Consider the following 23010-nt stretch of genomic DNA (forward strand, 5'->3'; position numbering starts at 1 on the left):
TTGTTTATAGTATTTGGTATTTAGTTCAGAAAAAATCTAAAAACTAAACACAAGAAACTAAAAACTAATTTTTAACCGCATTAATGAAAACCTCATTCATACTAGGAATCTTCTCATTGAAAGTCCGTATCGTTCCCGTTTTCACCAAATCCTGAAGCAAAATATTTTGATTCTCAGAATTCTTCAGTTCAAAATGAAACAAACCATTGTTAGTCGTCATATTTTCAATCTGATATTTTCTCGTCAGTTCCTCCAGACTTTCAGCATTCGTGTCCGCCAAAACCACAGAGAAAACATTTTGTTTGAATTGCTCGCGAACATCAAAAACTTTCCCGTCCAAAACCTTCTTAGAATTGTTAATCAAAGCCACAAAATCACACATTTCCTCCACACTTTCCATTCGGTGCGTCGATAGAATAATGGTCGTTCCCTCATTTTTCAGACGGATGATTTGGTCTTTGATGAGGTTCGCATTCACAGGGTCAAATCCAGAAAAAGGCTCATCTAGAATCAACAATTTCGGTCGGTGCAAAACCGTTACCACAAACTGGATTTTCTGTGCCATTCCTTTTGACAGTTCGCTCAGTTTTTTCTTCCACCATTGGTCGATATTCAGTTGTTCAAACCAAAATTTAGCTTGGGAAAGCGCTTCTGCACGTGACATTCCTTTCAATTCCCCAAAATACAAAAGCTGGTCGCCCACCGTCATATTCTTGTAAAGTCCGCGTTCTTCCGGCATATAACCGATGTTCCGGATGTGTTCCGGATTCAGTTCCTTGCCATCAATCCAAACCTTGCCTTCATCTGCCTGCGTAATCTGATTGATGATACGGATAAACGACGTTTTCCCCGCACCATTCGGACCCAAAAGCCCATAAATACTCGCCGTAGGCACATCGATAGAAAAATCCTGAAGCGCAATTTTCTTCCCCGCGTTGTATGTTTTTTTGATATTTTCAGCTTTCAGCATTGATAATCTGTAATTAAAAATGAATAAATAATATTGAGGAGCAAGACGATTTCCCCTTCGATTCACCTGTCCCACCCGCTTTCCGTTGCAATCTTTTTTTTCAAAAAAGGATTTCCACTACAATCGGGGCTATGTTGAGGTTTCGTCTTTCCATCGACGATTTTTAAAACCTCACAAAATTAGTTCATTAATCTCAAAAATGTTACAGAAAAACTTTGTAATTGAACTGTTCTTTGTCAGTCCAAAAAAGTTAATAATCGATACCTGTAATTATTAATAACTTAGTTTTCAACAGTTTGTTTGTCATTCCGTAGGAATCTCAACGCACTGAAGAGAAGACGGTTTAGATTGACTTCGTCGAACCACTTCGTTAGGTTTCCTAAGGAATGACAATCACTGTCTATATTCGTTGTAACAACAGATTTGGATGATGCAGTTATCTTAGACTGTAAACTTTTCATTTATCCTTCAAAAATTCAAATCAAACACAATCCCAATTGCAGGAAATGCCGATGAATACGTGAAGACGCCTCAACTAAGTGAATCAACGGCTCAACTAAATGAATCACCGCCTTAACTAAATGAATCAAAAGCTCAACTAAATGAATCAATGACCTAACGTAATGAATCACTGGTTCAAAGTAATGAATCAACTACACAAAGAAATGATACAAAGAGATTTCGTAATTATTCGAAGGCTTGACGAAATGTGTTTTCAATCTCTTTGCTGAGTTTACGTCTTTGCGGACCTTAAAAATATTTTCAATAAGTCCAAAAAATCTTTGTGCACTTTGCGTTCAAAATTCCCATAAACAACTATTTTATTTTAAATTTGCCAAAGCCAAAAGCAACACTATGACTCAAGAATTTTTGGGAAATTCCCAATTCAACATATCAAACCAAGCGGTTTCCGCAAGCTGTCCGTCCAATATCGCCCTCATCAAATATTGGGGAAAATACGAAAACCAAATACCGGCAAATCCCAGCATCAGCTACACGCTGAACCATTGCAGAACCAACACCACAATGGAATTTATTGCTGGAGAAGAATTTTCCGTTCAAACCTTTCTTGCAGGAAATGAAGAACAAAAATTCGCTGAGAAAATCGAAAAATATTTCAAAAACATCGAGCAATATCTCCCTTGGATTCTCAAAGGAAAATACATCATCAAAACGGAAAATACATTTCCTCACAGTTCAGGCATTGCAAGTTCAGCTTCAGGGTTCGGCGCGATTGCAAAATGCCTGATGAATCTGGATGATATTTTCACTACTAAGGAAGAAGGCTTCGAGAGCCTCAGCCTGACAAAAACCAAAAAAGAAAGTTTCCTCGCAAGATTAGGAAGTGGAAGTGCATCCAGAAGTCTCTACGAAGGTTTGGTAGTCTGGGGGAAAACAAAAGAAGTCGAGGGGAGTTCAGATTTATTCGCTGTTCCGTATAACAACAACGAAATCCATCCAATCTTCAAAAACTTCAATGATTGGGTGTTGCTCATTCACGAAGGTCAGAAATCCGTTTCATCCACCGTTGGGCACGGCTTGATGAACACCAATCCTTACGCCGAAAGACGATTCCAGGAAGCACACGAAAACTTCACAAAACTGAAAACCATCCTTGCAACAGGTGATATGGAAGGTTTCATCAAACTCGTAGAGCACGAAGCGTTGACACTTCACGCAATGATGATGATGAGTGAGCCGGCTTTTATCCTGATGCAAACCGGAACCTTGCAGGTCATCAACAAAATCTGGGAATTCAGAAAAATCACAGGTTTGGCTTTGTTCTTCACGTTGGACGCTGGCGCAAACGTTCACTTGCTCTTCCCGAATGATATTGATAATAAAAGAATCACAGATTTCATAACGACAGAATTGATTCCGTTGACTCAGAAAGGAGGCGTTGTGAAGGATGTGATGAGATGGTAAGATTCCTTAAAAATAAGAGCAGACATCGCTCAAGAAAGAATAGGTATTACTATCTGGATAATTTTGCGGATAAAATTGTTATTGAAAAAAGTAGTATTGTGTATGCCCAATATTTTATAATCCCAACAATATTCACTTTTGTAGGCTTTCAGTATTTTCGAGATAATAACTATGAGCCGAAGTTTTTAATCATAATTATTCTTGGTTATTTTTTCAGTTTTGTAGCCAATTATTTTATAGCAAAGCATTTAAGAAAAAATCCTGAGATTGTCATAAATAAAATTGGAATCACTTTTTCAAATACAAGAACGATTTTCTGGGAAGAAATTTCAAATTATAATCTACTTCAAAGAAATTCTTCGATAGGTATTTATATTATAACAGAAAGTGAAGAGTTTGTCTTAGAATTTAAACATTTACCAATTTCAAAAACCAAATTAAAAGTTTTGATTAATTCGTTTTATAAAAAATATAATGGTCCAATTAAAAGAGATTACAATTTTTTAAGTCAAAACATCAACAAAATAGAAAATGTTAGTTTTGATAATTATTTGAATAATACAATTTTATGATGAAAAAACTTACCCTAATACTTCTGCTAATCATCTCCTTTACCGGAAATGCACAAACCGTAACAGAGCCAAAAAACAACCCGAAAGAATGGTCGCAACCTTACGAACCTTTCAGAATTGTGGGGAATTTGTATTACGTTGGAACTTACGATTTGGCGTCGTATCTCATCGTGACGAACAAAGGGAATATCCTTATCAACACTGGTTTGGCGGATTCTTATCCTCAAATCAAAGCGAATATCGAGAAGCTCGGATTCAAATATAAGGACACGAAAATCCTGACTTTGACCCAGGCACATTTCGACCATATGGGCGCAATGGCCGATATCAGAAAAGAAACTGGCGCCAAACTTTATGTGGACGAAGCTGATGTTGCCGAACTGAAATCTGGTGGAAAATCGGATTACGAATTGGGAAAATATGGCGTGACCTTCAAACCGTTATCGCCTGATTTCCTTTTGAAAAATAATGACAAAATCAAACTGGGAAACACGACTTTGACTTTGCTTCATCATCCAGGTCACACAAAAGGCTCGTGCAGTTTTATCTTCGAAACGAAAGATAAAAATGGAAAATACAAAGTCTTGATTGCGAATATGCCTTCCATCATCATCGACCACAAATTTTCTGATGTGAAAGCGTATCCAACCATCCAAAAAGATTATGCTTACACACTTGATGCAATGAAAAAACTGGATTTCGATGTTTGGGTGGCTTCTCACGCAAGCCAATTCGACCTTCACAAAAAACGAAAAGAAGGCGATGCCTACAATCCGAAATTGTTTATGGATAAGGAAAATTATTTCAAAAGACTGAAGGGTTTGGAAGATGATTACCTGGAAAAAGTGAAAGAGGAATCTCAAACAAAATAAATTACTTTATACTTTTTTACATCATACGTAATACAATAAAATGAAAATCCATCACATTGCCATCATCTGCTCCGATTACGAAGTTTCCAAAAAATTCTACACCGAAGTTTTAGGTTTGAATATCATTCGTGAAGTTTATCGTGAAGCAAGACAATCTTACAAGTTAGATTTGGCCATCGGAGAACATTATGTCATCGAATTGTTTTCATTTCCAAATCCGCCAGAACGACCTTCCAGACCAGAAAGTTGTGGCCTTCGTCATTTGGCTTTTTCTGTTGATAATGTTGAAAAAAAGAGAAATGAATTAATGGAAAAAGGTTTGGGTTGTGAAGACATCAGAATCGATGAGTTTACGGAGAAGAAATTCTTTTTTACAACCGACCCAGACAATTTGCCTTTGGAGTTTTACGAAAATTAGACTTAGAGATAATAGACGGATAGATTATAGACTAAATTGATAGATTAAAATCAATTATCATTCATCAATTATCATTTATATTTAATGTGCGTAACCTGTCAGAAAACTCACAGTCATAATCGCCAATACAATCATTGAAATGGCAACGTAAACGTAATCTTTCTCCTTAAGATAACCGATTAGGGCAAAAATAATTCTTACTAACGGCGTTAAAATCAGGAACAAAATTCCTAGCTGGATGATTGCCATTCCTTCGCCTTTCATCAGCGAATTCCAAAATTGACCCCACACTTTTTCTGAGGTCGTTCCCATATCCAAAAGCTTGTACTTCTTCGGCATCACAAAACCTTCCATAAAAAGTTTGATAAATCCAACCAAAGAAGTCACGACGGAAAGTAGCACACCCAATCTCAGGAGATTCCCAACGGAACGATTCAGGTCAACGTCTGTAAATGGTTTTGTTCTCATTAATGAAAATTTTTGGTTACACCGTTGTACATCATATAAATTGAAAGAATCGTGATTACGATTGCGAAAAATACTTTCAGTTTCTTGGTTTTAGAGATCATCAAAGTTTTCGAACCGATGAAACTTCCAACCACCACACCAATCAAAACCGGCGCAGCAATCACTGGAATTATCTGTCCTCTTTGAAAATAGATCAACGCGCCTGCAACAGCCGTAACGCCAATCATAAAGTTACTCGTTGTCGTAGAAACTTTGAAAGGCAATTTCATCATATTGTCCATTGCCAAAACCTTCAAAGCGCCGGAACCGATGCCCAAAAGTCCAGACATTGCGCCAGCAAAGATCATCATCAGAAATCCTGGAATAGTGTTTCTGGAAGCATAATGTTTGATGCCATCTTTGTCTGGAAAAGTCCCGTAGAGTTTCAGTTTGTCGGCAAGACTTCCCTTGATTAGAGTTTCCTGATGGTCTGGTTTTCCTTTTAAATTCAATAAAACCGTTAAGATCAAGATACTCGCGAAGATGATCCCGATTGTATTCGGATTCAGAAATCCTGAGACCAATGCGCCAGAAACTGCACCAGCTGTGGTCGCAATCTCCAGGAACATTCCGATCCGCATATTGGTGAAACCTTCTTTCACAAAAGCCACTGCTGCTCCGGAAGAGGTTCCTATCACCGAAATAAGAGAAGCGCCAATCGCGTAATGCATTGGAACGCCAAAACCGAGTGTGAGTAGAGGAATAATAATGACGCCGCCGCCCAGTCCGGTAAGAGATCCCATCAATCCAGCTGCGATAGCTCCAACAAATAGAATTATGATTTCTGACATCCCACAAATATAAAAGGATTGATTTGGGTACACAAACTTTGAAAAAGATAATTTTGATGTATTTTTGTGTAACAATTTTTCCAAAATGAAATTATTCTACATCATCCTGGGAGCAGAGCCAGCAGAACGAAATATCGAACAACACGATGTTTTCTTTGGTATCGCCGAACGAGTTGAAGATCTGTACCCGGAGATCAAACAATTTTGGAAAGGTGTCAAGCTACATATGGATTGTTATCAGGAAGTGAAATTCGTTGATGGTTATGAGGTAAAGATTATTGAGAAATCTTCTGCAGCTAATGATGATCAGCTGTTTTTTATCAATCTTGGCGGCTACAAATTGGGACATTTCGAAGAGTTTCACGAGCAGCATCTGATGGTCGGGACGTCTATGGCAGAAGTCATCAAACGTGTGAAGAAAACTAAGTTTTACAAGACGATGGGTTTTAAAAATGCACCCAGCCATATTGATGACAAACTTGGAGTTGACATAGATGATCTTTACACGGTCAACGATCTGCTGTCTCAAATTACAAAGGACAAATATTCGCTTATTCTTGAAAAATCAAAAGTTGAACATCAAGAAAATCCGATGGAGATCGGTTATTTTAAAATCAAATAATTATGAAAACATTCTCATTGTTTTTTTTGTTGATATCAACCTTCGCGTTTTCTCAAAGTTCAGATGAGCTACAGATCAAAGCCTCTATCAATAGTTTGTTTGATGGTATGAAAACTTCGGATTCTACCAAAATTACAAACGCTTTTTCAAAAACTGCTGTACTGCAGACCATCGCAAAAAATGGTGAGGTGAAAAATGAAAATATCAAAGATTTTGCGGTGAGTATTTCCAAAGCTGTGAAGGGAAGCTTGGACGAGAGAATCACTTTTTCTAATATTTTGATTGATGGAAATCTCGCTTCTGTATGGACACCTTATGAGTTTTATTATCAAGGAAAGTTTTCGCATTGTGGTGTCAATTCTTTTCAATTGGTTAAGACTAATAACGAATGGAAGATCCAATACATCATTGATACAAGGCGAAATGACAATTGTAAGAAGTAAATAAATCTAATAGTAAAAAGAAAAGTATAAAATGAAAATCGGAATTTTAGGAGGCGGACAACTCGGAAGAATGTTCATTCAGGAAGCACTGAAATATGATGATGAATTCTATGTTCTAGACCCAAATCCAGAATGTTCTTGCGCCAATATTTCACATTACGTGAGAGGGAATTTCAATGATTATGATGATGTTCTGGAATTTGGAAGAGACAAGGATGTCGTAACGATTGAAATCGAACATGTGAATGTTGAAGCTTTGGAAGAGCTTGAAAATCTTGGTGTGAAGGTTGTTCCAAATTCAAATATTATCAAAATCATTCAACAAAAAATCCTTCAGAAAAAATTCTACGAAGAAAATCGTATTCTGTCACCGGATTTTGAAATTATGGATGGAAGTGAGGAAGAGATCAAGATCCAATTGCCATTCGTTCAAAAGCTCAATACTGGCGGATACGACGGAAAGGGCGTACAATTGATCCGTACAACACAAGATTGGAGAAACCTTTGGACGCAGGAATCTGTCTTGGAAGATCTGGTTGATATTGATAAAGAATTATCTTTGATCATTGCCAAAAATGAGAATGGCGAAACCAAAACTTTTCCCGTAACCGAAATGGTTGCCGACCCGAAACTGAATCTTTTGGATTTTAATATTTGCCCGGCCGACATTTCAAAAGATGTCCAAGATCAAATTGATAGAATCGGTAAGCAATTCATCTCAAGTGCCGATTCTCCAGGCCTTTTTGCCATCGAATTGTTCCTTGATAAAAACGGAAAAGTTTGGGTCAACGAGACCGCACCGAGACTTCATAATTCTGGACATCAATCTCAAGAGGGAAATTCAAATTCCCAGTTCGAGCAATTTTACAGAGTAGTGACAAACTCACCTTTGGCCGATACGGATGCTTGCGGATTTTCTGGAATGTTGAATTTGATAGGAGAAGAAAACCATTCTGGAAAAGTAAAATATCAAGGTTTGGAGGAAGTTCTCAAATTGCCAAAAACCTACGTTCATCTCTACGGAAAAACCGAAACAAAACCGGGACGAAAAATGGGACACATCAATGTTCTCGCAGATTCCAGAGAAGAATTGATGGAAAAGTTGATCCACATCAAATCGCTTGTAAAAGTGATCGCCTAACAAAAAAGCAAGGCCTAAAACCTTGCTTTTCTTTTTTATATAAAATTGAAAACTATTTTGCTTTCAATTTGTCAAGTGTATTGTTGTAAGCTTCTTTGGTGTCTTCAGTTGCTTTTCTGGTCGCATCTTTGGCGTCTTTTCCGGCTTTGTTGATGGCTTCCTTGGTGTCTTGGGCAGTTTCTTTCATGTCCTGCTTCGCATTTTCAGTTGCAACTTTTGCTTTGTCCACCGTGTTGTCTACGCCTTCCTTCACATCTTGAGCGGCGTTGTTGACTACATTTTTGGTCTTCTCCCAGGCTACGTTGGCATCAGCAAGAGCTTTTCTCGCAGCTTCTTCTGCTTTCTTATCGCCATTTTTTATGGCAGCATCCAGGTCAGCTTGTGCTTTATCAACTTTTGCTTTGGCTTCATCGTTGGCCAAGGTTGTAGTTTCAGTTGTTTTTACAACGCTCAATGTGTCAGAGCCGTCCGTTGTGATCACGGTTTCGTTTTTCTTACAAGATGTTGCGAATAGTAAAATAGCTGTAGAAGCTAGTATCAAGGTTTTTTTCATTGTTTGAGAATTAATTTATTAAAGTGTTTTTATTAATTTTAAAATTAAAAAATATATTGATACGACAATCAACTATGACTGTTTTGTTCTGAATTTTAACATTCCTGGTTTATAATTAATGACAAAAACACCACAAATAATGAAGGCCGTTGCCAGAATGAATTTTGCGGAGATCGTCTCGCCCAAGATCAGCCAACTTAGGAAAATACTGATGATCGTATTCACATAAGAAAGAATGGAAACCTGTGTCGGAAGTAATGTTTTCAATAAATAATGATAAGCGAAAAAGGCAGTCACAGAACCGAAAACTGCAAGATAAACGATTGCCGAGATACTTTGCGCAGACCATTTTGCCACATTGATCTCCTCAGAAAAGGTGAAGGCGAAGATCAGCTGTACAACGCCTGCAAAGGCAAATTGATAGAAGAGATTCAGAAACAGATTGTTGTTTTCCGAGTGTAATTTTTTGGTGTAGATCGTTCCGCCGCCCCAACACAAGATGGCCAGGAGCAAGATCAACAATCCATTTCGATAATCCGGATTTGCAAGGTCGTTGATCCCATCCCAAAATATAAAAACCACACCAAACAATCCCATCAAAAGCCCGATCAAAGTCCGAAAAGTGAACTTCTCCATCCCAATGATCATACTTCCGATGAATATGAAAACTGGCGAAAGTGCGCTGATTAACGACGTCAAACTACTCGTCAGGTCTTTCTCTGCAACGGTGGTCAATCCATTCGCGCCGATCAACATCAAGGTAGAAAGTGTCATTTGAATAGAAAGTTTTTTCCAGCCGATCCATTTCAGTTCTTTTTTGAAAAGTAAAATTGGAAAAAGGATGATTGCTGCCAAAAACTGACGCAATCCTGCAACAAACCAAGGCGGAACAGTTTCCACACCGATCTTGATGCCCAAAAAAGTCGTTCCCCAAACGATGGCAACGATAAAAATACAAATGATGGTTTTGGAAGTCAAATGGAAAGAATTAAAAACAAAGATATTCCAAAAATCCCGAGTTTTACTCATAAATCTTTATCTTTGAGCATCTAATAAAACTTGAAAAAATGGTCGGAATAATAATGGGCAGCCAAAGCGATCTCCCAATCATGCAACAAGCAGCAGATTTTTTGAAATCTCTGGAAATCCCGTACGAACTCACCGTGGTTTCCGCGCACAGAACGCCCGAAAGAATGTTCGATTACGCAAAAACAGCAAAAGAAAGAGGCCTGAAGGTCATCATCGCAGGAGCAGGCGGCGCAGCTCATTTGCCAGGAATGGTCGCCAGCTGTACCAGTTTGCCCGTGATCGGTGTTCCGATTTTATCCTCAAATTCCATCGACGGTTGGGATTCGGTGCTGTCCATTTTGCAAATGCCATCCGGAATTCCCGTTGCAACAGTTGCGCTAAATGGTGCGACAAATGCAGGAATTCTCGCTGCAAAGATCATTGGCACTTCAGATTCAGAAGTTTCTCAAAAATTAGAGATGTACCAAAACTCATTGAAGGATAAAGTGCTTGGAACTGTGGATGACATCAAGAAATTGCATCCGAATCAGTTTGATCAATAGAAGTATTTGGGCAGCTATTTGACTACGTTGAAAGCTATTTATTATTTTTTTATGGCAGCTTTTCCGTCTTCCGTTCCCAATCTTTTTTGCCTACGCTTTCCAGCCACAAAAAAGGATTTCCACTCAAGCCGGGCTGCGGATTCCAGATAAAACAACATTTTGTCATTCCGTAGGAATCTCAACAATTATCTACTAATTAATCAAAATCTGGAGCACATTTTAAATTGTCATTATAAGGTGCTATAAATTTCCAAAATGATTTGCCAGCACTTGTAAGATAATTCATAGAATAATTCGTTTGTGTATTGGAACCTACTTGATAGATGTATTCTTTATAGAAATTACTGCTAAACTTGACTACTGCAAAATAATAAGTTTTATAATCAATATTTACGTTGTAGAAAGTGACTTGAGATATAGCCTCACTAGATGGGCTGAAAAAAGTAGATCCGTAACCTTTTGATTTTACGATTTCTATAATTTCGTTACAAGATGATTGTGCATTTATCCAACTAAAAATAAACGTAAGAAGAATTAAAAATATTTTTTTCATTAATTAGTTTTTAAAAATTATTTGTAAAACTAAAACATAGAATTATAACTTGTTTACGGGAATCCGTAAAACTGAAATTATTTCAATAGAAAATTACTTATCCAAAATCCCCCGAATCTTATTCGCATTCGTAATCAATTCTTCCAAATAATCAAAATTCTCCTTTTCCAACGCAGATTTGAATTTTCTTAGTTGCGTGATATGTTCATTCAAAACGTCCAACACATTTTCTTTGTTCTGACGGAAAATAGGAACCCACATTTCCGGATGTGATTTTGCCAAACGAACCGTACTGGAAAAACCGGAACTCGCCAGCTGAAAAATCGTGTCCTCCTCGCGTTCTTTTTCCAGAACCGTATTCGCCAAAGCGTAAGAGGTGATGTGGGAAATGTGCGAGATGTAAGCGGTGTGAACATCGTGTGCATCGGCATTCATATAGATAGGATGCATTTCCAGATTCTCAATCATTTTTTCAACGATTGCCAAAGCATCAGCATCGGAATCTTCTCGGTTGCAGATCACGGCTGCTTTTCCCGCGAAACTTTCTTTGGTCGCAGATTTCGGACCAGAGTTTTCCGTTCCCCACATTGGGTGAAATGCCACGAATCTTTTTCTGTTCGTATGATCTTTGATAGAATCTACAATTCCAGATTTTGTGGAACCAACGTCCATCACCGTTTGATTTTCATTGATGAGATCCAAAACCGAAGGCAATATTTTTCTCGCAGAATCTACCGGAATGGCAATGATGATCAAGTCGGAATTCTTCAGGCCGCTTTCCAGATCTGCTTTTTCATCAATGATCTTTAATTCCAATGCATTGTTGAGATGAGTCTCGTCCTGATCGATTCCGTAAACGAAATCTGTGAATTTTTTATCTCTCAATTTCAATGCGATGGATCCACCGATCAATCCAGTTCCTATAATGCTAATTTTCATAATAATTTAATTTTTAAAACAAAAAACCCCGTCACTAGGACGAGGTTTTGATATGGGTACATACGAATCCTAATCCTTCTTAAGGGCCAAAATTGCGTAATAATATGTCGTGTTCATTGTTTTCACAGAACGAAGATAGACATTAATTCTGAAATTTCAAATAAATTATGGATTCGAAATAATCAATGTCGATGGAATGTCCGACAGCCAAAGACTTTTGGAATCGATGAGGTTTCTCCAGCTCTTGCTGCTGATCAACATCAGATCTTGACTTTGCAGGAAATCTTTTTCAATCGTTTTCTCATTGTAAAGCGTAATGTGGTTCGGCGCAATATGTTCGATGTTTCTGATCAATTCGCGGATCTCCGTGTTCTTTCTAATTTGTCCAGCAGCATCCAAAATAATCACTTGAGAATCATTGTTATTGATCAGTCGTTTCGCATATTCAACCAAGAAGAAATCATTTAGTTCAAAAATCGGGATGAAGATCTTGTCTGCACTTTCAAATTTTTTATTCACCATCACACCTACAGGAATATTCGTTTTGTCAAGAATACTCAGTGTGAAATCGTCAAAAGGCGATGCATTGAAGATATAAGATTTTCCTTTTACAGTGTTCAAAAGTTTCTCAGGATTGATGATCTTGGTCGTGAATCCGAGAAGCTTTCCGAGCAAACTTCCTTCGTAGATGGATTTCCCCAGCATCACAAGAAGAAGGTCATAATTGCCTTTGTTTGTAATGTTGATGAGGTCGTTTTCGATATCTGTAGAAGCTTTGAAAAGGGTAGTGACTTCCAGTTTCAGTTCATTTGAAGTTTCAATCACGTCTTCAAAGAGTTCTTTTTCGTAATTTTCAATATCATAGGCGTGAAGCTCATCTACAGGTGCAATGTTCATTGCGGTGATGCTCTTGTTGCCATTCATCTTGTTTGTCAGATTGTCCGCAAATTTCAATAATGCGCGTCCGGCATTGGGTGTTTCAAAAGATAGAAGGACCTTGTACTTTTCGTCATTCACGTCTTGGTCTTCTTCCAACATTGATTTTTTTCCTTTGAAAAGATAATTGATTAAATCCAAAGATGGTCCGGTCATAAATGTTGTGAAAAGTGCCATTATCACCATCATTGCAAACAATTCAGGTCCCATTACGCCGAGGTCATAACCGATATTAAGAACAATTAATTCAGTAAGTCCTCTTGTGTTCATCAAAGCACCGATGGTGAGACTGTCTTTCCAACTGATTCGCAGGAATTTTGCGGTCAACGCACTTCCTATGAATTTTCCGATGACAGCGGTCAGAATGATCAATCCACCGATCTTCCACAGGTGTGGGTCATTAAGCAAACCAATCTGAGTTCGAAGTCCCGTGAATACGAAGAAAAGTGGAAGCAATAAGACCAAAGCCACATCCTCAACTTTCTCTATAAAGAGATTTCGGAATTTCACATTTTCCGGCATGATCGCGCCTGCCATGAATGCACCGAATAATGCGTGAATCCCAATCACTTCCGTTGCGTAAGAGGAGATAATTAACACTAAAAAGAATACGGCAACCAAAGCTTTGTTGATGAAACCTTTTCCTTTTTGAGATTCGGCAATTCTGGTTAAAAATGGTTTTACCAATTTGATCATTAGAAAAACATAGAGAACTGCCATCAAAATCACAAACACAGATCCTGAGAAAGATCCTGCTTTTACAATCGCGATCACGGCCGCCAAAATACACCAAGCCGTGATGTCATCTGCTGCAGCACAAGTGATCACGATGGTTCCGATCTTGGTCTTATGAAGGTTCCGCTCTTGTACAATTCTAGCCAAAACCGGAAATGCGGTGATACTCATCGCAATTGCAATAAACAAGGCGAATGAACTAAACTGAATGCCTTCCGGCGCAAATTCTTTATAAATGAAATACGAAAGTCCGATTCCCAAAGCAAAAGGGAAAATGATACTTGCGTGGCTGATGACTACAGCATCATGTGCTTTTTTTCTAAGAACGCTAAGATCCAGTTCCATCCCGACAATGTACATGAAGAGGATCAATCCGATCTGACTGAGGAATTGAAGGTTTGGAAGCGATTCTTTCGGGAACATAAACGCAGAAAACTCCGGGAAGTAAAGTCCGACCAACGATGGTCCGAGCACGATCCCGGCAATCATTTCACCAATAACGGATGGCTGTTTTAGCTTGACACAAATCCACCCAAAAAGTTTGGCCACCATAATGATGGTCACAATCTGTGCTAACAAAAGCGCCAAAGGATGGTGCAGATTTGTCAGAAAAGAATCGGTGAAGTTTTCCCACATCGTTGCGCCGGTTGCTTTGCTTGGAGCGATGTTTTCGCCAACTTCCAAAGTTTTTCCTTCGATGAAAAACCAATACATCAAACAGGAAAAGAAGGCAATGGTAAGAACGTAAAAAATAATATTCCTGTACTTTTTCATAAGTAGATTTTATTTAAAGATCATATGCGATCGATTGCTCGATCTCATCATCATTAATTTGTATTTGACTTGAATTAAGACGCTAATTTGAGAACTTTTGGGCAATATCAAACCCATCTTTTTTTATTATGTAATGAAATTTGTAAATAATGTAATCAAATTACTTGAAGCGGTAACCAACGCCGATCCCGACTTTCCATTTCCCGTCATCAATGGATGTTTTGGCATTGTAGTACAGTGGAACTTGCAAAGCCAATTTTTTGTAAGCTATTGTGATTCCCATTCCGAGATTTGGTGTGATGATGCTATTTTTGGTAGAATTTGAGTTGTCTTCTTTGATCCTGATGGAAGGTAACATTCCGAACATCACTTTGGTCTGATTTTGAACGAAACTCACACTTGGCCCTGTGAAATTCACGAACGCGCCATGGTCAACGTAGCCAGCGACGGCAATTCCTTCAAAGAATGAAAGTTTGACCTTTGACACATTGTCCTGCGCAAAATATAATATTGGAATAAATAATAAGGTGGAACCGATAAGCTTTTTCATTGTGATCATCTTTTAAAATTCTCGGCAAATGTAATAGTACAAATGACTCGAAATAAGATCTTGTAATGAAAAGGCTTTAAAATGTAATTAAACAGGATTTAGAATTTATCCATCAAAGAATTTCTGTAAACTTCACTCACGTTGAGCTTCAGCGGATTTCCATCGTTCGAATTCATATCCAGAATGATCTCTGATGATGAAAAAACCTTGATGTGTTTGGTGTTCACCATTTCCTTTTTGTTGATCTGTACAAAATATTTCTGTGGCAAGAGTTCTGATAAATGTTTGAAGCTTAAATTTTTAAGAATCAATTCTGAGTCGTTTTTGAGAAAGATGTCTTTGTCTCGGCTATCAATTTCTGAGGTTTTGATGTAAACGATCTCATTGGTAAAGATGACGGTTTTCCCAAGATTCGTGTTCCACTCGAAGAAGTTGTTCTTTTCTTTTTCTGTGATGAGTTTTTCTGCCTTTTCAAAGGCCTGTTGCAAACGTTCTTTTTTGATGGGTTTTCGGACGTAATCTACCACATCCAGATCAAACGCTTCCGCAGCATATTCTTTATAGGCGGTCGTGAAAATGATGTGTTTCCCTTTGATCAATTCCGCTACCTGAAGGCCGTTCATTCCCGGCATTTCGATGTCGAGGATGCAAAGGTCGCAATCGATATTGTTGATCTCCTGAAGAAAAACCTTTGGGTTGTTGAAGGCCTTTATGACTTCGACATTCAACTCATCACAAAGCAGTTTCAGGTAGCTGATCGCCAGCAATTCATCATCCAGTATAACGCATTTTATCATAGAATTCTCCCAGATTTATTTTTAAATGTGCAGTGTAGATATCGTTGTTGATGCTTTTCGTTAGTTTGTAATGGTTTTTGTAAATCATCTTTAGCCGTTGATCAAATGAGCCACTTCCGAAACCGCTGTTTTCCTTTTGTAGTGGTGTTTTTTCTGAAATTTTGTTGCTGACCTTCATTTCAAACTGTCGGTTTTCCAGACTCAAATTAATGGAAATAAAAGAATCCTGCGCCAGAAAATCAGTGTGTTTGAAGGCATTTTCTATCAGATCAACTGAGATCAATGGTGCAAATATCTTCTCCGAATAGATGGAATCTTCTTTGTCGATCTTGGTTTTGATCCGAAGGTCGAAGAGAGGATTGATCTTGATCTTATTGATGTCGATCAAACTCATGGCAAACTCCAGCTCAGCTTTTGCGCTCACGTACTTGTTGCTGCTTTCGTAGAGAATGTAATCCAGAATATTCGCTAGTTTATCAAGAGAAATGTAAGTCTGATAAGCGTGTGACTGTACAGAATTGAGGATATTTTTGAAAAGATGTGGATTCAGTTTGGTCTCGATGTGATCCAAGCGAACGTTGTCCAATTTCTTTTCGATGACCTTGTAATTGTCCTCCAGGATCTTGTTTTTGGTTTTTGCAGACCTGTATTTTCCGTAGAGAAAAAATGACAGAACGATCAGGAGAAAGATGGCGAAAATTCCTCCGAAAAGAAAATAGTCCGGGAGTAATAGATTTCTGCCATTCATAGCGTGCTTTTAGAAGTTAGGTTTTAGAAATTAGATCTACAATTAAATCAATAGATCTATTTTATTTTTTTCAATCCTGTAAATTCTGCTGACTCTTTACATTTGGAATAGCTGACTTCGAATCTTGGATTGTCTTTAGGATAAAGTAGAAGATATTGCGGACAAGGTTTTGCTTGCGCCTTGCTTCTGTCAAAATCGATTTTTCCGGCTGCAATCATGCTATCTTTCAAGAATTTTTCTGAGATCTTGTTGGATTCCATTTCAGTTTTGAAGGCTGGAGCATATTTGAAATCTTTGGTCAAAGTTTCAGCAATCACTCTGTCATTCGGGAAATAAGAGCAAGTCGTTCCTTTTTGATTAAGGATAAAAAAGACGATCAATAATCCAGGAATAAGACCTATTGCGTAGAATTTAAGTTTTTTGAGCATTGTTGAGTCTAAGTCTTAGAAAATCAATAGATTAATATCGTGATAAGGAAGGTCAAACCTATTGCAGATCAGCTGCTTTGTGTGTCTTCCTTTGTACATGTATAGTGATTGTTTGATCTCGGCTTTATGGATTAGCATATTTTCGAAGCCGCCTTCTTCGTCGTAGCCTAAAAGATAACTTAGGAAGAAATTGCTGACCGCTTTCGTAGTCGTTCTCGGCATTTTTGAAGTCAGATTCGGAAGTCCGCAATGGATCACACCATGTTTAACCACGAAAGGATTTTCGGTTGTTGTCAATTCAGAAGTCTCGATCACTTTTCCGTTATCGATTGTAATATCAATGATGACGCTTCCTTTTTTCATTTTCATCACCATGTCTTCAGTAACGATTGGTGGCAAGTTGAGTCTTGGTAAAGCGCCGATGACAACGTCGGCCCTTCTCAATGATTTGGTCAATTCTTTTGGGTCGATGATGGATGTCGGAACACGACTGTCTACCAAAGTATGAAGTCTTCGAAGCTTCGAAAGAGAATTATCAAAAACCTTAACGCTCGCACCAAGTCCGATTGCCGCCTTCGTAGCAAATTCGCCAACGATCCCTGCGCCTAGGATCACAACTTCTGTGGGACGAACACCAGTGATTCCACCAAGCATCAATCCGTTCGACATGGCTAAAAGTTCAGATGCATATAAAATAGAAACACTTCCTGCAATTTCACCAATCAATCTGACCAATGACAACTGCTTGTACTCATCCATAATGAATTCGAAAGCGATCGCATTGACTTTTTTACAAGCTAGTTTCAAGAAATAATCTTTGTCCCGAAGGTTGATCTGCAAAGCCGAAATGAGGTAGGTCATCGGTCTTAGATATTCGATCTCCTCTTCTGTAGGTGGATTTATCTTTAAAACGAGGTCTTGAGCAAATGCCACTTTTGGGTCGTCGGTGATCTCTGCGCCAGCCTCAGAATAGAGTAGGTCGGAGTAATGCGAGCCCAATCCTGTTCCAGCTTCGATGATTACCTTATGACCATTGTTTACCAAGATCTGAACAGCATCTGGGATGATACAGGTTCTTTTTTCGTTCAGACAGGTCTCTTTCGGGATCCCGATACTGAATGCTTTTCCTTTTTTTACAACTTCGAGTTTCTCTTCCTTAGGAATCAGATCTTCCTCGGTAAAAGGCGTAAATATGGTAGATGTACTGCTCATGAAAATGAATCGTTAATCAAAAATAAAGAACAAAGATAAAACAATTTTATGGTACGGTTAATTAAATTCGATTTCGCGTCCGGATTCTGTATTCGTAATGCTCATTTCGTGAAAATCGTAAGCTTCCAGCTCATCCATGTAGATCTCTGGCCACTCGATAATTGATAGATAGCAATTGTCCAGATACTCCTCGATCCCAAAATCGTACGCTTCCTCCACAGATCTCAATCGATAAAGGTCAAAGTGGAAGACCTTCCCTTTTGGCGTATCATATTCGTTAACAATAGAGTAGGTTGGCGAGGATATTTCGTCTTGGCTTCCTAGTTCTCGAAGTAGGAACTGAGAAAAGGTCGTTTTGCCGGCACCAAGATTTCCTTTCAATAGTAAAATCGGATGTTTGATCTCGGGAATGATCTGTTCTACCACAGTTTTCCATTCTGCTAGCGTTTTGATTTGGAAGTTCATGTCGATTGGTTTGTGCTAAGTTAAAAACTATCTGTAAAAATATATTTTTTTGACTAATATCTTTAAAGTATTTAATGCATATTATTTAATGATAAATATTTACTGCAATGATTAATTTTATATATAGATATTATTTTTAATTATTTTTTAAAAATATTAGAATTTTTTAATTAATATTGCATTGCTATGAAATCCCGTAACCCTCTTTGTATTCAAATGAAGATTTATATCGAATTTTTTACAAAATGTCGTCATGTATTTCTTTTGGGTTTTATCACTTTTCAAGTTTGTTTTTCCCAACTCAGCTCAGATGCTGATATTCAATTCGATTCGGAATCTTTTGCAGCAATTTATTTAAAAAACGGCTATTTCGATATTGACAACCGCAAATATTCGAAGTTCCAAAATCCAGTTCAAATTTCTGGAAATGCAAACTGGAAATCAAATGTTGAAGAGAAGGAAAATTTACTGTTAAGTAAAACAGAGATCTTTTCTTACAAAGATGATTATGGGACTTCTGAAACAAAGCTAGTGCACAAAGTTCTTTTCAATAAGTTTGGCATTGCTCAATTTACAAAGGACAAGGAGATGGCTGACAATTTTTACGCTTCGCCAGAGACCATTTTCTTTTCAACAAATTCTATTTTCTATATTTCAAAGACTATGATTTTCGCATCAGATGATTTCCAGTCGAATTTATTTTCCAGTAATGTCCACATTTTGAAAATAAGCAATTTTATAGCTTATATATCGGTTAGGCCTCCGCCAATTTTCATTTGATTTCGTTTTTGCACGATCACGTTCTGTGGTTGTGGTCATTTTTAGGGTCAACTTATTATTAACAATTATTTTATGAAAAAATTAAATCTACTCTTTACAGTAGCATTGTTTCTTGTGGGAAATCGAATGTTTTTTTCTCAGACAGCTGGTTCACAAATCTTTAATTATACCACGGGCGTTTCTCAAACCTTCACTGTGCCAGTTGGCGTCAACTCTATAACTGTAGAAGTCTGGGGTGCAGGCGGCGGCGGTGCAGGCGGAAGTACAGGTAACGCACGTGCAGGTGGTGGCGGTGGAGCTTACACCAGATTGGTGATAGCGACAACTTCGGGAACATCCTACAGTGTAAATGTAGGTCAAGGTGGTTCTGGGACTAGTAATCCTGGTGGTACTGGCGGCGCAAGTAGCTTTTTGTCTGGAAGTACAGTGCTTGTGCAAGCTGCGGGCGGTACGGGCGGTAATAGTGGTACAGCAGGAGCCGGTGGTGTATTGGCTTCTGGCCTGCCTGCTACTGGTGCCACAAGATTTAGTGGTGGCGCTGGCGGTGTACCGATTGCATCTGGTTCTGGCGGCGGCGGTGGTGGTTCTGCAGGAGCTGGCGGCGGAGGCGGTGCTGGTGGAAATGGTACAGCAGACATTGGTTCAGGAGGTGCTGGAGGAGCTGCTGGTATTACGGCTACAGGATTCAATCCCGGAGCTGTGGGAGGAATCGGTGGAACAAGAGGCAATGCAGCCGGAAATGCTGCTGGAACAGGTAATGTGCCTGGTAGTGGCGGCGGTGGTAGAGGTTCAAACTCTTCTGCGGTGTCAAAAGCTGGTGGTAATGGAGGCAATGGAAGAGTGGTGGTCAATTACACAGTCAACAGTATTGACCTTAGTGTGACAAATGCAATCTCTAATGCAAATCCATTTGTGAATGACCTGGTTACCTTCACGGTAGTTGCAAGAAATAATAATTCCACACTCGCTGTTTCTGAAGTGTTTCTAACGGATCTACTGCCTACAGGCTACACTTTTATCTCTTCGAATCAATCAGGTTACAATCATACGTCTGGTGTTTGGAATATTGGAAATATGGCAGCTAATGCTTCAACGACGCTTACGATAGCAGCGCTTGTAAATGAAACAGGAGTTTATAATAACACCGCATCGATAAGTTCAGCAACGATTCCGGATAATGTCCCAGCAAACAATACGGCAACTGTGAACGTGACAGTTTGCAAAGGCGGAACAACAGCACCACAAGTAAAGCAATAATTAAAATGAGAAGAAATATACTAATTTTCAATCGATGGGTATTAGGTTTGGTCCTTGTATTTCCATTGTTATTTTCTGCGCAGGAAGGAACAAAACAAGTGTCACCTACTGCTACAGCTTTATCTGGACTACTATATAGTCCAAGTTCAAATTACGGATCCTATTTAAATGCGCCTGATGATAATAATATTAATTTTGTCATCTCAGATTACACAACAGAAAGATTTTATTTTGGATTCAGTTGGACTGCTTATAGTAACAGCTCTACTACAACTAATACATCGCTCAATTATTCGACCCAAAACGAGTTTATGTATTACAGGATTGTTGATTCTGGTGGAAATGTTATGGTTGGTCCGACGCTTCTGCCGCGTACGCAAGGTTCGGCAGGTCAAATTACGACTTATAACCAAGCTATTGCAGGTCCGCGCATTGGAAATTTGAACTCTGCAGGTTATCTTCCGATACAGTTCGTTCCTACAAAGAACGATACTTATATTATCCAATATTGGAGAGGAACATCAGAAACCAGTTCTACAATGGTTACAACAACTGCCTTATCTCCTTTGTTTGATTTTACTGTGGCTTCGCCATCACCTGTAACTACGCCGACAAGTTATACGTTTAAGCCAGGAAGGGTTTTTGCAACCAAATGGGGATTGGTGACGACGACTGCCAACGCTTCTTCTCAATATTATACAGATATCAATTCTGTGGGTTCGCCTGGTTTTTTCATCTATACCGATACAAACAATATATTGAAGTTAAGTCTTCCCAATATTCAACCTTTGGGTTATACCATTGGGGTTAATAATTATGGTATCACCAATACGAATAACTTCTTCAACGACAGAAAATCCGTTAACAGCACTGGAAGTGCTCCGGAATTGCCAGGCGGTTTTAGTGTATTTCTCAATGCCCCTGACCCTGCGGTCTTTGCGTATGGTGTAGTAAAAGGTGCTCCGCCGTCATTTGCTACATCGATTATTACACCTGTCAGTAATTGTGATACAGCGCCGTACAATATTAATTTTGTAACTCAGGAATATGGAGATTACAGGGTGATTGTGAAAGGGTCAGGTTACACAGACCGTGTATTGTACTTCTATAATTTGTCACCGGGCACCTACGCCATGCAATGGGATGGTAGAGATGGTGCTAATAATGTTATAACGCCAAGTACAATTCTAACTTTCGAATTGACGGCGTTCGCAGACCGTTTCAACGTTCCCATCTTTGATGCAGAAAAAAATGCAGGAGGATTGCAGGTTACCACGATTGCACCAGTAGGTGTGCAGGTCTCAAATTTATTCTGGGATGATAGTGCCTTGACTTCTGTTGGGACCACTGGTACCAATGATAATAATACTGGACCAGGAACCGATAATTCAATAGTGGGAACAGCTTCTCCAGCACATATCTGGACAGTAGGTACGGGGACAAATTACTATACTTATTTTGGTAATGCACGTACGATAAATACGTGGGGATATTTGTACTTTAGAACGATTTCGGGAACGTCTAGCCTTTTGTGTACAGACCTTTCTATTACAAAAACAGTTAATAATGCGACGCCAGCAATCGGCAGCAATGTCAATTTTACAATCACCGCTACCAACAATGTAGCTGGAACCACCGCCACATCAGTTGTTGTGAATGACGTTCTTCCTTCTGGTTTCTCTTTCGTGTCTGCAACACCGCCATCGGGAACTTCGTTTTCCTATCCAAACTGGAACATTGGAAATTTGGTCAATGGTACTCCTCAGACCATTACCATTGTTGCAAAAGTAGAGGCAAGTACCAATTATACAAATGTCGCAACTGTAAAAGCGGTCAATTTCGAAACCAATTATAACAACAATACCGCTTACGTAAAAGTAACGCCTCCAGCTTTGAGTGAAATCACGGTGACTAATATTTGTCCTACAGCCGATATTGACATTCCTTCTCCAAACGGAGTTCAGCTCAATAGTCTGCATTATGGTACTGTACCGCCCGGATCTACTTTGGTATGGTTCAATAATGCGGCTCATACAGGCTCCGCAGTTTCAAACACTTTTATAAGGACATCAGGTAGTTACTATGCATTTTACTATGATTCTGTAGCGAACTGTTATAGTCCTGCTTCGGCAAAGGTCAATATTTTGATTCAAAATTGTAAATGCAGAAAATCTCCCAATGTCAGTACGCCAGATAGTTTTACCAAAGTAGGTATCACAACACATCAAACCAAGTCGTCCACATGGCCAGAAAGTATTCCTAATGGATTTATTGCCTTGGAATCTGCCAACAAAGGTTTTGTCATCACTAGAACTACGCAAGCAAACATTGCAACGCCAGTCACAGGAATGTTGATCTACGATACTGGTACAGACAACTGTTTGAAGGTTTACAACGGAACTACTTGGCATTGTTTGGTTCAATCTTGTAACGATTAAAATTTTATCAAT

The 23010-nt window shown here is 38.7% G+C and carries 25 protein-coding genes; 10 read left to right on the forward strand and 15 right to left on the reverse strand.

Annotation, left to right across the window (positions count from 1 at the left end; genetic code table 11):
• Nucleotides 1–64 precede the first annotated feature (64 nt).
• Together BMW39_RS03780 and BMW39_RS19125 are read right to left on the reverse strand one after the other, a co-directional pair.
• Nucleotides 65–970: an ABC transporter ATP-binding protein gene (locus BMW39_RS03780; protein WP_034977426.1), complete on the reverse strand. Its 906-nt coding sequence runs from the start codon at nt 968–970 to the stop codon at nt 65–67.
• Nucleotides 971–1251: 281 nt separating this feature from the next.
• Complete coding sequence (locus BMW39_RS19125) at nt 1252–1431, reverse strand: hypothetical protein (protein ID WP_131474348.1); 180 nt, start codon at nt 1429–1431, stop codon at nt 1252–1254.
• A gap of 394 nt (nt 1432–1825) precedes the next feature.
• Here BMW39_RS19125 and BMW39_RS03785 point away from each other — a divergent pair, with 394 nt between their 5' ends.
• From BMW39_RS03785 to gloA2, 4 genes are read left to right on the forward strand one after another with little or no spacing between them, the layout of a single operon-like run.
• Nucleotides 1826–2896 carry a diphosphomevalonate/mevalonate 3,5-bisphosphate decarboxylase family protein gene (locus tag BMW39_RS03785; protein ID WP_034977429.1) on the forward strand — a complete coding sequence of 357 codons (1071 nt, stop codon included), beginning with the start codon at nt 1826–1828 and terminating at the stop codon, nt 2894–2896.
• Nucleotides 2890–3468: a hypothetical protein gene (locus BMW39_RS03790; protein WP_034977432.1), complete on the forward strand. Its 579-nt coding sequence runs from the start codon at nt 2890–2892 to the stop codon at nt 3466–3468. Before BMW39_RS03785 ends, BMW39_RS03790 begins: the two co-directional genes overlap by 7 nt.
• Nucleotides 3465–4340 (forward strand): ESP-1 family subclass B3 metallo-beta-lactamase, encoded by an 876-nt coding sequence (gene blaESP, locus BMW39_RS03795; protein ID WP_074719292.1) that lies wholly within the window; start codon nt 3465–3467, stop codon nt 4338–4340. The genes BMW39_RS03790 and blaESP overlap by 4 nt, the downstream gene beginning before the upstream one ends.
• A gap of 40 nt (nt 4341–4380) precedes the next feature.
• Nucleotides 4381–4758: an SMU1112c/YaeR family gloxylase I-like metalloprotein gene (gene gloA2, locus BMW39_RS03800; protein ID WP_034977437.1), complete on the forward strand. Its 378-nt coding sequence runs from the start codon at nt 4381–4383 to the stop codon at nt 4756–4758.
• Nucleotides 4759–4839: 81 nt separating this feature from the next.
• On the opposite strand, the gene BMW39_RS03805 is transcribed toward gloA2, so the two are convergent.
• Nucleotides 4840–5226 (reverse strand): DUF1634 domain-containing protein, encoded by a 387-nt coding sequence (locus BMW39_RS03805; RefSeq protein ID WP_034977440.1) that lies wholly within the window; start codon nt 5224–5226, stop codon nt 4840–4842.
• Complete coding sequence (locus BMW39_RS03810) at nt 5226–6056, reverse strand: sulfite exporter TauE/SafE family protein (protein WP_034977443.1); 831 nt, start codon at nt 6054–6056, stop codon at nt 5226–5228. The genes BMW39_RS03805 and BMW39_RS03810 overlap by 1 nt, the downstream gene beginning before the upstream one ends.
• Before the next feature lie 85 nt (nt 6057–6141).
• Between BMW39_RS03810 and BMW39_RS03815 the strand changes: the two genes are divergently transcribed.
• The 3 genes from BMW39_RS03815 to BMW39_RS03825 are packed head-to-tail and all read left to right on the forward strand — an operon-like array spanning nt 6142 to nt 8262.
• A complete protein-coding gene (locus BMW39_RS03815; RefSeq protein ID WP_034977447.1) occupies nt 6142–6678 on the forward strand; it encodes a DUF1543 domain-containing protein in 537 nt (178 codons plus the stop codon).
• A gap of 2 nt (nt 6679–6680) precedes the next feature.
• Nucleotides 6681–7121, forward strand: coding sequence for a nuclear transport factor 2 family protein (locus BMW39_RS03820; protein WP_051880003.1), 441 nt, complete (start codon nt 6681–6683; stop codon nt 7119–7121).
• Nucleotides 7122–7152: 31 nt separating this feature from the next.
• Nucleotides 7153–8262, forward strand: coding sequence for a 5-(carboxyamino)imidazole ribonucleotide synthase (locus tag BMW39_RS03825; protein ID WP_034977453.1), 1110 nt, complete (start codon nt 7153–7155; stop codon nt 8260–8262).
• Nucleotides 8263–8314: 52 nt separating this feature from the next.
• On the opposite strand, the gene BMW39_RS03830 is transcribed toward BMW39_RS03825, so the two are convergent.
• Complete coding sequence (locus BMW39_RS03830; protein ID WP_051880004.1) at nt 8315–8815, reverse strand: hypothetical protein; 501 nt, start codon at nt 8813–8815, stop codon at nt 8315–8317.
• A gap of 72 nt (nt 8816–8887) precedes the next feature.
• Nucleotides 8888–9844, reverse strand: coding sequence for a DMT family transporter (locus tag BMW39_RS03835; RefSeq protein WP_083391876.1), 957 nt, complete (start codon nt 9842–9844; stop codon nt 8888–8890).
• A 38-nt stretch (nt 9845–9882) separates the two neighbouring features.
• Here BMW39_RS03835 and purE point away from each other — a divergent pair, with 38 nt between their 5' ends.
• On the forward strand, nt 9883–10386 hold the full coding sequence (gene purE / locus BMW39_RS03840) for a 5-(carboxyamino)imidazole ribonucleotide mutase (RefSeq protein WP_034977456.1): 504 nt from the start codon (nt 9883–9885) through the stop codon (nt 10384–10386).
• A gap of 196 nt (nt 10387–10582) precedes the next feature.
• Here purE and BMW39_RS03845 read toward each other — a convergent pair whose 3' ends face one another.
• From BMW39_RS03845 to tsaE, 9 genes are all read right to left on the reverse strand, one after another.
• Complete coding sequence (locus tag BMW39_RS03845; RefSeq protein WP_034977459.1) at nt 10583–10939, reverse strand: hypothetical protein; 357 nt, start codon at nt 10937–10939, stop codon at nt 10583–10585.
• 93 nt (nt 10940–11032) lie between these two features.
• On the reverse strand, nt 11033–11878 hold the full coding sequence (locus BMW39_RS03850) for a prephenate dehydrogenase (RefSeq protein WP_034977461.1): 846 nt from the start codon (nt 11876–11878) through the stop codon (nt 11033–11035).
• Nucleotides 11879–12043: 165 nt separating this feature from the next.
• Nucleotides 12044–14323, reverse strand: coding sequence for a cation:proton antiporter (locus BMW39_RS03855; RefSeq protein WP_034977464.1), 2280 nt, complete (start codon nt 14321–14323; stop codon nt 12044–12046).
• A 160-nt stretch (nt 14324–14483) separates the two neighbouring features.
• On the reverse strand, nt 14484–14873 hold the full coding sequence (locus BMW39_RS03860) for a hypothetical protein (RefSeq protein ID WP_034977984.1): 390 nt from the start codon (nt 14871–14873) through the stop codon (nt 14484–14486).
• A gap of 98 nt (nt 14874–14971) precedes the next feature.
• On the reverse strand, nt 14972–15670 hold the full coding sequence (locus BMW39_RS03865) for a LytR/AlgR family response regulator transcription factor (RefSeq protein WP_034977466.1): 699 nt from the start codon (nt 15668–15670) through the stop codon (nt 14972–14974).
• Complete coding sequence (locus tag BMW39_RS03870) at nt 15645–16418, reverse strand: histidine kinase (RefSeq protein WP_034977467.1); 774 nt, start codon at nt 16416–16418, stop codon at nt 15645–15647. Before BMW39_RS03870 ends, BMW39_RS03865 begins: the two co-directional genes overlap by 26 nt.
• A gap of 56 nt (nt 16419–16474) precedes the next feature.
• Nucleotides 16475–16846, reverse strand: a complete 372-nt coding sequence (locus tag BMW39_RS03875; protein WP_034977471.1) for a hypothetical protein — start codon at nt 16844–16846, stop codon at nt 16475–16477.
• Between the two features lie 15 nt (nt 16847–16861).
• Nucleotides 16862–18058 (reverse strand): alanine dehydrogenase, encoded by a 1197-nt coding sequence (locus BMW39_RS03880; protein ID WP_034977474.1) that lies wholly within the window; start codon nt 18056–18058, stop codon nt 16862–16864.
• Nucleotides 18059–18115: 57 nt separating this feature from the next.
• Nucleotides 18116–18523: a tRNA (adenosine(37)-N6)-threonylcarbamoyltransferase complex ATPase subunit type 1 TsaE gene (gene tsaE, locus BMW39_RS03885; RefSeq protein WP_034977477.1), complete on the reverse strand. Its 408-nt coding sequence runs from the start codon at nt 18521–18523 to the stop codon at nt 18116–18118.
• 852 nt (nt 18524–19375) lie between these two features.
• Between tsaE and BMW39_RS19580 the strand changes: the two genes are divergently transcribed.
• Both BMW39_RS19580 and BMW39_RS03900 read left to right on the forward strand, forming a co-directional pair.
• Nucleotides 19376–20560, forward strand: a complete 1185-nt coding sequence (locus BMW39_RS19580; protein ID WP_051880005.1) for a DUF11 domain-containing protein — start codon at nt 19376–19378, stop codon at nt 20558–20560.
• Between the two features lie 5 nt (nt 20561–20565).
• Nucleotides 20566–22998, forward strand: a complete 2433-nt coding sequence (locus tag BMW39_RS03900) for a DUF11 domain-containing protein (protein ID WP_083391877.1) — start codon at nt 20566–20568, stop codon at nt 22996–22998.
• Nucleotides 22999–23010 lie beyond the last annotated feature (12 nt).

It is taken from the genome of Epilithonimonas lactis (assembly GCF_900110605.1).
Classification (GTDB): Bacteria; Bacteroidota; Bacteroidia; order Flavobacteriales; family Weeksellaceae; genus Epilithonimonas; species Epilithonimonas lactis.